We start from the raw sequence: 12,951 nt of genomic DNA on the forward strand, positions 1-12,951 counted from the left end.
CATGACCGAGCACATCCGCACCTTGCTCACCGTGATCTGCGAGTCGGCGCTGGAGTCCAGGCTGGTCGCCGACCTCAAGCAGCTCGGGGCGCCGGGCTGGACGCTGTCCGACGCGCGCGGCTCGGGCAGCCGTGGCGTGCGCAGCGCTGAATGGAACACCGAGGGCAACATCCGCCTGGAAGTGATCTGCAGCCGCGACATTGCCGAGCGCATCGCACGGCACTTGCAGACGCGCTATTACGACCATTTCGCGATGGTCTGTTACCTCGCTCAGGTCGAGGTGCTGCGCCCGGCCAAGTTCTAGGGCTGCTCGCGTTCGCTCCGGGCGAAGCGCTGCAGGTCGTCCTGGCGGTACTGGACGAAGCCCGAGCGTTCGGCGATGCGCTCGTACAGACGCATCGCCGTGGTGTTGGTCTCATGGGTCAGCCAGTACACCCGCGCGCAGCCAGCGCGCTGCGCCTCGGCGTAGACGTGCTCGATCAGGCGCCGGCCGACGCCGCTTTCGCGCACCGCCTTGCCGACGAACAGATCCTGCAGGTAGCAGGAGTCTCCAGTGGTCCAGCAGGAGCGGTGGTAGATCCAGTGCACCAGGCCGATCGCCTCGCCTTCGTGCCAGGCCAGGGCGGCATGCATCGGCTCGCCCGCATCGAGGAACCGCTGCCAGGTGCGCTCGGTGGTTTCGGCGGGGATGTTGGTCATGTAGAAGCGCTGGTAGGCCTGCCACAGCGGCATCCAGGCATCATGGTCGGCGGCGCTGGCGGGTCGGATCTCGACGGAAATGGCGGTGGGCATGGCAGGGCTCCTCTGATCGCAAGCTTCCATCCTGCGAGGCTTCGCGCCGTGCCGCAAGCATCCGGATATGGGCGAGGCGTCCCGCCGCCTGCCAGGCGACGGGACGGAGGCAACGGTCAGAGCCCGCAGACGCTGCCGTCGCTGCGTGGGTCCGCCGCGCCTTCGATCACTCCGCTGGGGTGGCGCAGCAGCGCACCGGCATGACCCATGGTGTCGCTGAAGGCCTCGTCGAGCACATCGACCACGTGCCCGGCGGCGCGCAGCTGCGCGACCAGCTCCGCAGGGAAGCGGCTTTCGAGCTTGAGACTGGTGCTGACGTCGCCCCAGGTGCGCCCCAGCAGCCAGCGCGGCGCGGTGATCGCGGCCTGCAGATCGCTGCCCAGACGGTAGCGACTGAACACCGCTGCCTGGGTCTGCGGCTGGCCTTCGCCGCCCATGGTGCCGTAACTCAGGGTGCGCCCGTCATCGAACAGCGCCAGCGCCGGATTGAGGGTGTGGAACGGCTTGCGGCCCGGCTCCAGCGCCTGCACCGCAGTCGGGTCCAGGGAAAAGCTGATGCCGCGGTTCTGCCAGTTCACCCCAGTGCTGCGCAACACCACGCCGGAGCCGAACTCCCAATAGACGCTCTGGATGAAACTGACCGCGCGACCTTCGCTGTCGATGCAGCCCATCCAGATGGTGTCGCCGGGTGCGGCCGGGCGCGGCCAGGGCAGTGCCTGCTCGGGATCCACCGCGGCGGCCAGTTCGTCGAGCTGCGTCGGGTCGAGAAAGCCCTGCGGGTCGGATGGCACCCGGCCGGGGTCGGTGACCACCCGATCACGAATCATGAAGGCCTGCTTGGTCGACTCCACCAGACCGTGGACGTGGGCGAAGCCTTCGGCCTCGGCGACCCTCAGGCGCTCGAAGATGCCGAGGATCAGCAGCGAGGCCAGGCCCTGGGTGGGCGGCGGCATGTTGTAGAGCGTGGCGTCGCCCAGGCGCAGCTGCAGCGGCGTCACCACCTGGGCGCGGTAGCCTTGAAGGTCGGCCAGGCGCAGCGGACTGCCGAGCTGTTCGAGTTCGGCGGCCATCGCGGTGGCCAGCTCGCCGCGGTAGAAATCGTCCAGCCCGGCGCTGGCGAGGCGCTCGAGGGTAGCTGCCAGGGCGGGCAGGCGCAGCAGGCTGCCTTCGTCTGGTACCTGGCCATCGACCAGAAAGGTCTCGGCAAAGCCCGGCACATCACGCAGCTCCTGCAGCTTGACGCGTTTGAGGTGCGCCTGGCTGCGACTCACCACAATGCCGCTGCGGGCGCGGCCGATGGCATCGGCCAGCAGGTCGGCCAGCGGCAACGCCTTGCCCCAGGGCGCCGCGACCTCCAGCGCCTTGGCCCAGCCGCCGATGGTGCCGGCGACAGTCAGCGCGGCCAGCGGGCCGCGCGAGGGAATCTGTTCGTGACCGGCGTAGAAATCGCGGCTGGCCAGGGCGGCGCTCGGCCCGCAGGCGTCGATGGCCACCGGAGTCTTGCTCGGTTCATGGATGAGCCAGAAACCGTCGCCGCCGATGGCGTTCATGTGTGGGTAGACCACGGCGATGGTGGCGGCGGCGGCGACCATCGCCTCCACCGCGTTGCCGCCGGCCTTGAGCACGTCACGACCGGCTTGCGCGGCCAGATGATGGGGCGCCACGAACAGGCCGTTGGTGGCATGGGTAGTCTTGAGCATGGTCGCTTCTCAGTTCGAAAAGGCGCCGATCAGCATGCGCGCGGCAGTGATGGCGAGGAACAGCGCGAACAGGCGCTTGAGCAGCTGGGCGTTGATCGCATGGGCGATGCGTGCGCCCAGCGGCGCGGTGAGCATGGTCATCGGCACGATCAGCGCCAGGCCCAGCAGGTTGACGTAGCCCAGCGAGGCGGGCGGGCGCGCTGGCACGCCGAGACCGTTGATGAGGTACGCCAGCGCCCCCGGGATGGAGATCACCACGCCGAGCGCGGCACCGGTGCCCACCGCGATGTGCATGGGCGTGCGGAAGGCGCTCAGGGCCGGCACGCTAAGGGTGCCGCCGCCGATACCCATCAGCGTCGAGACGGCGCCGATGAACAGGCCCAGCATGCCGGTGCCGAAGCGTCCCGGCAGGCCGTCGCGCAGGTCGAAGGTGCGCGGCAGGGCCATGTTCAGCGACACCAGCACGGCCACCACGCCGAAGATCACCGCCAGCGTCTGGCCGCTGAACACGCCGCTGAGCAGGCTGCCGATCAGCACGCCGACCAGGGTCGAGGGAATCAGCGGTTTGAGCAGTTCGGGCTTGAGCCCGCCGCGCTTGTAGTGCGCCCGCGCCGAAATGATCGAGGTGGGGATGATCGCCGCCAGCGAGGTGCCGACTGCGACGTGCATGCGCACGTCCGCGTCGATGCCGAGCAGCGTGAACAGGTGATAGAGCACCGGGACGATGACGATCCCGCCGCCGACGCCGAGCAACCCGGCGAGAATCCCGGCGACGGCACCGGTGACCAGCAACGCGACGACCAGTCCGGCCAGCCAGGCCGGACTGTAGGCAGACAAAAATTCCATAGCGCCTCTCTTGTTATTACCAGCCGATGGCCTTCGGTAGCCAGGTGGCAAGGGTGGGGAAGAAGAATACCAGCGCGACCGCGATCATCTGCAGCCCGACGAAGGGCAGCGCGCCGACGTAGATGTCGCGGGTGCGCACACCCGGCGGCGCGACGCCCTTGAGAAAGAACAGCGCCCAGCCGAACGGTGGCGTGAGGAATGACATCTGCAGGTTCAGCGCCACCAGTATGGCCAGCCAGACCATGTCCGTGTCGTAGCCGATGAACACCGGCAGGAACATCGGCAACGCGATGTAGGAGATCTCGATCCATTCGAGGAAGAACCCCAGCACGAACAGCAGTGCCATCAGGAACAGGATCGCCCCCAGCTCGCCGCCGGGCAGCAGGCCGAACAGGTCATGCACCAGCGCCTCGCCGCCCAGCCCGCGGAAGGCCAGGGAAAACGGCTGCGAGCAGAACAGGATCAGGAAGATCATCGCGCTGATGGTCAGCGTGCCGTGCAAGGTCTGCTTGAGCGTTACCCGGTTCAGCCGTCCGGCGCAGGCGGCGATCACCAGCGCGCCGAGGGCGCCCATCGATGCCGCCTCGGTGGGCGCGGCGATGCCACCGATGATCGCGCCCAGCACCGCGATCACCAGCGCCAGCGGCGGCAGCACGGTGCGCGCCAGGTCCTTGAGCAGCTGCTTGCGACTGATCGCGGCGCGCTCTTCGGCGGGGATCGCCGGCACCCATTCAGGGCGCAGCCAGCCGAGCAGCAGCATGTAAATGATGTACACGCTGGCCAGCACCAGACTCGGGATGAACGCGGCGGCGAAGATCGAACCGACCGACTGGCCGAGGATGTCCGCCAGCAGGATCAATACCAGGCTCGGTGGGATCACCTGGCCCAGGGTGCCCGAGGCGCAGATGGTGCCGCAGGCGACGCTCGGCTTGTAACCGCGGCGCAGCAGAGCCGGCAGCGTCAGCAGGCCGACCGTGACCACGGTGGCCCCGACGATGCCGGTCGAGGCACCGAGCAGCACGCCGACCAGCACGATCGCCAGGCCCATGCCGCCGTTGAGCCCGCCCATGGCCTTGCCGATGGTCTCGAGCATGTCTTCGGCGACCCGTGATTTCTCCAGCATCACCCCCATGAAGGTGAACAGCGGAATCGCCAGCAGCGTGTAGTTGCTGGCCACGCCGAACATCCGCGCCGGCAACAGGCTGAACAGCATCGGGCCGAAGCCCAGCAGCCCGGCGGCGAAGCCGGAGACGGCCAGCGAGATCGCCACCGGCACCCCGATCATCATCATGCCGAAGAAGGCGAACACCATCAGGATCGCCAGCCATTCGTTGGGGCTCATGGCCGCACCTCCCCGAGACCGTTGGTGCCGATCAGGCCGTGCAGGGCACGCAGGGTGTCGGCGATGCCCTGCAGGCCGAGCAGGGCGAAGCCCAGCGGCAGGAAGGCCTTGATCAGGAACCGGTGCGGCAGGCCACCCGGGTCCGGTGAGCCTTCACCCATGTGATAGGACTGCATCACGTAGCCCCACGCGACCCAGGCGATGAACAGCCCGATCGCGCAGGTGGCGATGCCGCTGAACAGGTCGATGGCGGCGCGAAGCCGCAGCCCGAAGCGCTCGTAGAGAAAGTCCACGCGCACGTCGGCGCGGTGCTTGAGGGTGTAGGAAATGCCCAGCAGGGCGATCGGCGAGATCAGGTACCACTCCAGTTCCTGCAGCGCCACCGGGCTGATGTCCAGCAGGTAGCGCATCAGCACGTTGCCGGAGACCAGCAGCACCAGCAGCAGCACGCACAGGCGCGCCACCGCGCCGATCGCCTCGACCAGACCTTCCAGGCGATTGATGACCGACAGCAAGGTTATACCCCCAGATCCATGAAGCCTTTTTCACCGGTCCCCGACCAGGAGCTGTACTTGCCGCGGAAGGCCATGAAATGGTCGTGCACCTTGCGTGTCGCCGGGTCGGCCGCGGCCATGCTGGCCAGGGTGTCGGCGGTCACTTCGCGCAGGCGGGTGATGATTTCACCGGGCAAGGGCTTTGCGATCACGCCCTCGTTGCTGACCAGGTCCTCGAGCGCGTCGGCATTGACCGCGTCGGACCAGGCCCAGCTCTCGTTGTTGCAGGCCTGGGCGCAGATGCGCACGATCGCCTGCAGGTCTTCGGGCAGGCTGTCCCAGGCCTTCTTGTTGATGATCAGCTCGGTGACGTTGGTCGGCTCGTGCCAACCGGTGGTGTAGTAGTTCTTCGCGGCCTTGTGCAGGCCCATGCGGCGGTCCTGGTAGGGACCGACGAACTCGGCAGCGTCGATCACCCCGCGCTCCAGCGCCGGGAAGATCTCGCCGCCGGGCAGCAGGCGCACGGCCACGCCGAGCTCGCTGTAGACCTTGCCGGCAAGGCCCGGGATGCGCATTTTCAGGCCCTTGAGGTCGCCGACGCTTTCGAGCGGCTTGCGGAACCAGCCGGTCATCTGGGTGCCGGTGTTGCCCATCGGCATCGGTACCAGGCCGTGGGGTTCGTAGAGCTCTTCCCAGAGCTTCAGGCCGCCGCCGTTGTAGAGCCAGGCGTTCATGCCCTGGGTGTTCATGCCGAAGGGTACGGCGGTGAAGTACTGCGCGGCGGGGATCTTGCCGGCCCAGAAGAAGGCGTTGGCCGCGTTCATTTCCACCAGGCCGCTGGAGACCGCGTCGAAGCCTTCCAGGGCGGGGATCAGCTCGCCGGCGGCGAAGTGCTGGATCTTCAGGCGGCCACCGGACATCGCCTCGACGCGCTTGCAGAAGTCAGTGGGGCTGCCCGGGCCCTGCACGTAGAACGGCGAGCCCGGAGCGTAGGCATTGGTCATCTTCCAGTTGAAAGTCTTGCCTTCGGCGGCGCTGACGATGGTCGGGGCGCCGAGGGCCAGGCCCGCGCTGGCGGCGGCTCCGGCGCCGAGGAATTTACGTCGGTTGAGGCTCATGCTGATCTCCCTGTGCACTTATGCGTCGAAAAGCGCGTTGGCTGTCGGTTGTAAAGTCGTGCGCAAGGGCCTGAGCAACCGCCATGCCAGCTGGGGGATAGCAATAACTTATTGAAATATAAGGGTTAATCAGGCGTGGTCGAATGAGCGAGGTGCCCTCGTTTCGCGCGTTGGGTGCCGCCGGGATGGTGTCGGGGCGTGACGAAAAGTAAAAAAAGCAGGCGCTTTTCTTACATCTGTCAGCTGCGGTGACCTAACCGCGTTCATTCGTCCGGCTGGCAGGTGCATCCGGTGCAGATGTCATACCTGCACCATTGCGTACCGCCGTGGCACGGATAAGAGGCGCTGCGCTTCACAGGCGTGCGCCGCCGCGGCGATGCTTGACCCGCGTCATCAGGGTCTTGCAGTCGACGCTGAGGATCTCCGGGTGGTTGAAGATGTGCTCGCGTACGAAGGCGTCGAAGGTCTCGTAGCTATCGGTCAGGGTGTGGATGTGCAGGCTTCGGAGGTCGCTCATGATGTACAGACTGACCACCTCGAGCGTCGAAGCCAGGCGCTGCGCAACCGCCTCGATGGCGCTGGGCGCGACGGTCAGGTCGATGAAGGTGGAGATGCCCTTGCCGAGCTTCTCCGGATCCACCACGGCGGTGAATCGCTCGATCACGCCGCTGCCCACCAGGGCCTGGACGCGGGTGCGGGCGTGGGCCCGAGAGATGTTCAGTTGCCGGGCGATTTCGGCGAACGAGGTGCGCGAATCCTTGATCAGGATGTTCAGCAGGGCATTGTCGAGCTTGTTCATGGGGACCTTCCGGATGCAGATCCCCAAGGGATGCGCAGGGCATGCCAACTTGCCCCCGCATCCGGACGCGGCCTGTTTCAGTCGCGCATTTCACCGCACAGATCGCGGGTCATCCAGTGCTCGGCCTCGCCCTGGGAAAGCCCCGCGCCGAGCAGGGCGAACAGCTTGCCCAGCGCCGCCTCGCGGGTCATTCCACCGGCCGAAACCAGACCGGTCTGGAGCAGCCGGCTGCCGGCGGCATAGACGCCGAACTCGATATGGCCCTGGGGGCACTGGCTGATCGCGGCCAGCACCACACCGCGGGCGTGGGCCTCTTCGAGTACAGCGAGCAACTGTGCATCGCTGGACGGCCCGGTGCCGCTGCCGTAGCACTCGAGCAACAACCCCTGCACGCCACAATCCAGCAGGGCGCGCAGGTGCGCGGCCCGCAGGCCCGGATAGAAGGGCTGCAGCGCGATATTCACCGGCTGGCGCGGGTGGCGGTAATCCAGCGTGGGCGGCAGCGCTTCGGCCCGTTCGGCCTGGCGCAGGCGCGGCAGTACCTGGAACGCATCGAAGGCGTCGCTGCGCAGCTTGGAGCAGCGCGCGCCGTGCATCAGTTGCCCATCGAAAAACAGGTGGACGCCCGGCGCGACGCCCGCCTGCAGCGCCTGCATGGCGCCGAACAGGTTCGGCCAGGCATCGCCACCGGGCACGCCGGCCGGCTGCATCGAGCCGGTCAGCACCACCGGCACCGGCAGGCCGAGCAGCAGAAAGCTCAGGGCGGCGGCGCTGTAGGCCAGGGTGTCGGTGCCGTGCAGCACCAGCACGGCATCGCAGCCGTCCTGCTCGACGGCCGCAACGATGGCGTCGCGCTGGGCCAGCGAGTGCTGCTGGGTGAGGTCGGCGCTGTCGATCAGCGGCAGCAGTTCGCGAAAGGCCCAGGGCGGTAGCCGCAGGGCCGGCTCCTCGGCCTGGCGGGCCCGCAGGCGCGCCTCGAAGCCGGACGCCGGCGCCAGGCCGGACGCGCTCATCTGCATGCCAATGGTGCCGCCGGTGTAGAGCACCAGCAGTTTTTCAGGTGCGGCCATACGGGACTCCGTCGACGGTCGGGCGAGAAAAAGGACGCTTGCCAGACTGTGTGGAAACTACTGCGCTCGGTGAGGCTGCGTTAAAAACAGGCTCAAAATGCTCATTTACGACTCGTAAACTGCGATTTTTCGCCTGTTTTTGCATTGCCTGTACTTTGCTCGCTACGTTTCACACAGCCTGTTGCGCCCCCTTCGTTACCGATGGGCGATCAGCGCTGCTGCGCCTGGGCGTCGAGCTCGGACGGCGGGGCAGCCTTGGCGTTGGGCCATACCGACGCGTCGAGATCAAGGTCGGAGAAGTTGCTGGCGTCGAAGACCGGCGACTTCACGCCGGCCTTCACCTGGCCGTCGTAGTCGCGCATCAGGCGTAGCCCGACCTTGAACAGCAACGCCAGGGCGATCAGGTTGGCGATCGCCAGCAGGCCCATGGTGACGTCGGCGAAGGCGAACACCGTGCCCAGGTCCTGCACCGAGCCCCACAGCACGAGAAGGATCACCAGGATGCGATAGACCACGACCGGACCACGCTTCTGGCTGAAGAAGCCCAGGGCGTTCTCGCCGAGGTAGTAGTTGTAGATCAGGGTGGTGAAGACGAACAGCAGCAGCGCCAGGCTGACGAACACGCGGCCCCATTCGCCGACCACGCTGGCCACGGCGGTCTGGGTCAGCACCACGCCGGCGACGTCCATGCCCGGCTGGTAGACACCGGCGAGGAGGATGATCAGGGCGGTGCAGGTGCACAGGATGAGGGTGTCGATGAACACGCTGAGCGACTGCACGATGCCCTGTGCCACCGGGTGCTTGACCTCGGCCACGGCGGCGACGTTCGGCGCGCTGCCGAGGCCTGCTTCGTTGGAGAACAGGCCGCGCTTGACGCCCATGATGATCGCCGCGCCAATGCCGCCAGCGAAGGCCGGCTCCAGGCCGAAGGCGCTCTTGACGATCAGCGCCAGGGTCGCGGGTACCTCGGTCAGGTTCATGCCGATCACCAGCATCGCCAGACCGATGTAGGCGAAGGCCATCAGTGGCACCAGTACGTCGGCGAAGCTGGCGATGCGCTTGATGCCGCCAAAGATGATCACGCCGATCACGGCCATCAGGACCACGCCGCTGGCCAGGGTCGGTACGCCGAAGGTGTCGTGCAGCGAGCTCGCCACGGTGTAGGACTGCACTGCGTTGAAGCCGAAACCGAAGGTCACCAGCAGCAGGATCGACACCACGATGCCCAGCCAGCGCTGGCCGAGGCCGTGCTGGATGTAGAAGGCCGGGCCGCCGCGGTAGCCGCCATCGGGCTCGCGGCGCTTGTAGAGCTGTGCCAGCGAGCACTCGAAATAGCTGGTGGCCATGCCGACGAGGGCCACGACCCACATCCAGAACACCGCACCGGGGCCCCCGAGCATGATCGCCACCGAGACCCCGGCGATGTTGCCGGCGCCGACGCGCCCGGCCACCGAGAGCATCAGGGCCTGGAACGAGCTCAGCTGGCCCGGCTGGCGCTGGAAGGCTTCGCCGAAGATGCGGAACATGCTGGCGAAATAGCGGAACTGGACAAAGCGCGAGGCGAGGGTGAAGAACAGGCCGAGGCCTATCAGCATCACGATCAGCAGCTTGCTCCAGATGAGGTCGTTGAGAAGATCGAGCATGAGGTCGTTCTCTTGTTGTTCTGGTGGATGGCGGGCGCCGCCGCGCGGCGGGCCACATGGTTGGCGAAGGCGGCGGTCCGGTGCAATTTCGCAGGTCGCATCGAGCTGATGCGAGTTGATGCTAGAATCGCGTCACTCGCATCATTCTGGACGACCACGTGTCCGATTCGCTGGGCCCCAACCTCAAGCTCCTCTGCAGTCATTACCGCTCGATCGCCGAGGTCTGCCGCAAGCTGGCGCTCAATCGCGCCCAGTTCAACCGCTACCTGGCCGGGCAAAGCAGACCCACCGCGCACAACCTCAAGCGTATCTGCGATTTCTTCGGCGTCGAGCCGCATGAGCTCGGTCTGCCGAACGAGCAGTTCGCCCGTCTGATCGGCGCGCGGGGCAGCGACACGCAGTTGCCGTCCGGCGCGGACCCGCTGCTGGATCTGTTCGCCCCGCTGCGTGAACACGCCAGCTCGCTGGAGCGCTACTGCGGCTATTACTTCGAATATTCCAACTGCCTGTCGGTCCCAGGTCAGGTGCTGCTGTCGCTGGTGCACCTGCGCGAGGAGCGCGGCGGTTTTGTCTTCGAGCGACAGGAACGCCAGGAGCGGCCACGTGACGGCACCGCCGAGGACTGGGTGCGCTGCCGTTACCTGGGCGCCGCCTTCTACTTGCAGGACCGGCTGTTTCTCGTCGACTACGAGTCGCTGACCGGCAACGAGATGAGCCAGACCATCCTCATTCCCAGCTTCAAGAGCCGCATCACCCGGCTCAACGGGCTCAAGTCCGGTGTTTCCAGCGGCGACCGCCGCACGCCGGCTTGCACCCGGGTGGTCTGGGAATACCTGGGCCGGGAGATCAATCGGGTCAACGCCTACCGCCAGGTGATGCTCTACGCCCCGGACGATCCCCGCCTGGACGACGATATCCGCCAGCGCCTCGGCGGTGCCGTGCTGCGCAACGGGCTGTTCGAGATCGAGTGAGGCGCCTCCGAGGGCGAGCGCCAGGTGCAGTCTCGCCCGCAGAGCGGGCTCAGTCGAGCAGGCTCATCTGCTCGGCGAGCTCGCGGTCACGCGGGTTCGCGGAGGCGGCCAGCCCGTCGCGGACACCGGCACGGTCGGCGGCGTCGCGGTTCTGGCCGAGCTTCCATTTGCCTTCCAGGTGGGCGATCGGCAGGGCGAAGCCAACGATGGCGCGCAGCATGGCATCGAGGTAATCGCGGGGCGCGTCGTTGACCGACCAGGGGTTGGCCTGCGCCGCCTCGTGGCGCTCGCTTAGGCGGCTCACCAGCTGCAGCAGGCGCTCGGGATCGGTGAACACCTCGGTCTGGCCCCGTGCATGCACGGCGATGTAGTTCCAGGTCGGCACCACCTTGCCGTGCTCGGCCTTGGACGGATACCAGCCAGGATGCACGTACGCGTCAGGGCCGCTGAACACCGCCAGCGCCTCGCTTCCCTCGGCCAGGTCCCGCCAGTGCGGGTTGGCGCGGGCGAAGTGGCCATAGAGCGTGCCGAATTCCCCTTCATCGGGTACCAGCAGCAGCGGCAAGTGGCTGGCTATCAGCCCCTGGCTGCCGCTGCTGGTGAGCAGGGCCAGGCCGGTGCTGTCGATCAGGTTATGGAGCTGGGCGAGGTCGGTCTGGCGAAAGGCGGAGGGTAGGTACATGGGCTTCTCCTGAGGGTGGCCCATCCTAGGCAAAGCGTCGGCTGCTTGTAAGGGCCGTCTTCAGCCAACACCCTGAGTGTGATCGAGCCCACCATTCGCTTCGGGAGCGGCCTGGGACTCGTCGCAGCCTGGCCCTGACAGCAAAACGCCCCGCGGACCGAGGTCGCACGGGGCGTCGGGACAACGCTAAAGCGTCACGGCTTGTTGACGCTGTTGTAGATGTCGCTGTCGATTTCGTTCTCGCTGCGTCCGATCAGGGTGGCGGTCATCAGGTCGCCGGCGACGTTGACCGTGGTACGGGCCATGTCGAGGATGCGGTCGATACCGGCGATCAGCGCCACGCCTTCGATCGGCAGGCCGACGGAGGTCAGCACCAGGCTCAGCATGATCAGGCCGGCGCCGGGAATGCCGGCGGTGCCCACCGAGGCGAGGGTGGCGGTGAGGATGATCATCAGGTACTGGCCGGCGTTGAGGTCGACGCCGAAGGCCTGGGCGATGAACAGCGCCAGCACGCCCTGGTAGATCGCCGTGCCGTCCATGTTGATGGTCGTACCGACCGGCAACACGAAGCCGGCCACGCCTTGGGACACGCCGAGGTTCTTGCGCGCGCATTCGATCGAGACCGGCAGGGTGCCCGAGCTGCTCGAGGTGCTGAAGGCCACCGCCAGCGCCGGCGCGATGCCGCGGAAGAAACGCAGCGGGCTCAGCCGTGCCAGCAGCGCGAGCAGGCCGCCATAGACGAAGAGCACATGAACGATGCTGGCGAGGTAGATCACCCCGATGACACCGGCCAGAGGCAGCAGCACTTCGGCACCGTGGCTACCGACGACACCGGCGGTCAGGGCGAAGACGCCGAACGGCGCGAAGCGCATCACCAAGTCGGTGAGCTTGTAGAAGGCTTCGGCGAGGCCGTCGAACAGCCGGGTAACCGGAGCGGCCTTCTCGCCGACCAGGTTGAGGCTCACGCCCAGGGCGATGGCGAAGACGATGATCTGCAGGATGTTGCCTTCGGCGAAGGCGGTGACCGGATTGGTTGGTACCAGCCCGACCAGGATACTGATCAGCGAGGGCGCCTGCTTGGCCTCGGCCGCCCCGCTGGCAACCATGTTCATGCCCTCCCCAGGGGCGAACAGCGCGCCGAATAGCAGGCCGATGGTCACTGCGAAGGCTGTGGTCACCAAGTAAATGAGGATGGTCTTGATGCTGATCCGGCCGAGTTTGGCGCTGTCCTGCATGGAGGTGATGCCGGCCACCAGCGAGACGAATACCAGCGGCACGATGAGCATCTTGATCGCATTGAGGAACAGCGTACCGATCGGCGCCAGGACCAGTGCATCGTCTTTGAAGATGATGCCGACGCCAATGCCTAGCGCAAGGCCGATGAGGATCTGCTGCCACAGGGCCAGGCGTCCGAGCAGGCGCAGCGGAGCGGAAAGGGAGGTGCTCTGAGTCATGGTCGTTCCAGGTTGTTGTTTTTGTTGAAGCGGGCCGCTT

General features: G+C 66.7%; 13 protein-coding genes. 2 read left to right on the forward strand and 11 right to left on the reverse strand.

Features of this window, described 5'->3' with window-relative positions:
• The first annotated feature begins 1 nt into the window (after position 1).
• A complete protein-coding gene (locus tag G7026_RS16240; protein ID WP_181071956.1) occupies positions 2-304 on the forward strand; it encodes a P-II family nitrogen regulator in 303 nt (100 codons plus the stop codon).
• On the opposite strand, the gene G7026_RS16245 is transcribed toward G7026_RS16240, so the two are convergent.
• From G7026_RS16245 to G7026_RS16285, 9 genes are all read right to left on the reverse strand, one after another.
• Complete coding sequence (locus tag G7026_RS16245) at positions 301-792, reverse strand: GNAT family N-acetyltransferase (protein ID WP_181071957.1); 492 nt, start codon at positions 790-792, stop codon at positions 301-303. The genes G7026_RS16240 and G7026_RS16245 overlap by 4 nt on opposite strands.
• Positions 793-908: 116 nt before the next feature.
• A complete protein-coding gene (locus G7026_RS16250) occupies positions 909-2,492 on the reverse strand; it encodes a gamma-glutamyltransferase family protein (protein WP_181071958.1) in 1,584 nt (527 codons plus the stop codon).
• A gap of 9 nt (positions 2,493-2,501) precedes the next feature.
• On the reverse strand, positions 2,502-3,338 hold the full coding sequence (locus G7026_RS16255; RefSeq protein WP_181071959.1) for a sulfite exporter TauE/SafE family protein: 837 nt from the start codon (positions 3,336-3,338) through the stop codon (positions 2,502-2,504).
• Between the two features lie 16 nt (positions 3,339-3,354).
• Positions 3,355-4,680, reverse strand: a complete 1,326-nt coding sequence (locus tag G7026_RS16260) for a TRAP transporter large permease (protein ID WP_181071960.1) — start codon at positions 4,678-4,680, stop codon at positions 3,355-3,357.
• Positions 4,677-5,195: a TRAP transporter small permease subunit gene (locus tag G7026_RS16265; RefSeq protein ID WP_181071961.1), complete on the reverse strand. Its 519-nt coding sequence runs from the start codon at positions 5,193-5,195 to the stop codon at positions 4,677-4,679. Before G7026_RS16265 ends, G7026_RS16260 begins: the two co-directional genes overlap by 4 nt.
• Before the next feature lie 2 nt (positions 5,196-5,197).
• On the reverse strand, positions 5,198-6,292 hold the full coding sequence (locus G7026_RS16270) for a TRAP transporter substrate-binding protein (RefSeq protein ID WP_181071962.1): 1,095 nt from the start codon (positions 6,290-6,292) through the stop codon (positions 5,198-5,200).
• 352 nt (positions 6,293-6,644) lie between these two features.
• A complete protein-coding gene (locus G7026_RS16275) occupies positions 6,645-7,091 on the reverse strand; it encodes an Lrp/AsnC family transcriptional regulator (RefSeq protein ID WP_181071963.1) in 447 nt (148 codons plus the stop codon).
• Positions 7,092-7,168: 77 nt separating this feature from the next.
• The gene (locus G7026_RS16280; RefSeq protein ID WP_181071964.1) at positions 7,169-8,161 is read right to left on the reverse strand and encodes an asparaginase; all 993 of its coding nucleotides are present in this window, start codon (positions 8,159-8,161) and stop codon (positions 7,169-7,171) included.
• A 209-nt stretch (positions 8,162-8,370) separates the two neighbouring features.
• On the reverse strand, positions 8,371-9,804 hold the full coding sequence (locus tag G7026_RS16285) for an alanine/glycine:cation symporter family protein (protein WP_181071965.1): 1,434 nt from the start codon (positions 9,802-9,804) through the stop codon (positions 8,371-8,373).
• A gap of 158 nt (positions 9,805-9,962) precedes the next feature.
• Between G7026_RS16285 and G7026_RS16290 the strand changes: the two genes are divergently transcribed.
• Positions 9,963-10,775 (forward strand): helix-turn-helix domain-containing protein, encoded by an 813-nt coding sequence (locus tag G7026_RS16290; protein ID WP_181071966.1) that lies wholly within the window; start codon positions 9,963-9,965, stop codon positions 10,773-10,775.
• A gap of 49 nt (positions 10,776-10,824) precedes the next feature.
• On the opposite strand, the gene G7026_RS16295 is transcribed toward G7026_RS16290, so the two are convergent.
• Both G7026_RS16295 and G7026_RS16300 read right to left on the reverse strand, forming a co-directional pair.
• The gene (locus G7026_RS16295; protein WP_181071967.1) at positions 10,825-11,457 is read right to left on the reverse strand and encodes an FMN-binding negative transcriptional regulator; all 633 of its coding nucleotides are present in this window, start codon (positions 11,455-11,457) and stop codon (positions 10,825-10,827) included.
• A 194-nt stretch (positions 11,458-11,651) separates the two neighbouring features.
• Positions 11,652-12,911, reverse strand: coding sequence for a dicarboxylate/amino acid:cation symporter (locus G7026_RS16300; protein ID WP_181071968.1), 1,260 nt, complete (start codon positions 12,909-12,911; stop codon positions 11,652-11,654).
• Positions 12,912-12,951: the final 40 nt, after the last annotated feature.

Origin of the sequence: Stutzerimonas azotifigens (assembly GCF_013522725.1) — a bacterium.
Classification (GTDB): Bacteria; Pseudomonadota; Gammaproteobacteria; order Pseudomonadales; family Pseudomonadaceae; genus Stutzerimonas; species Stutzerimonas azotifigens_A.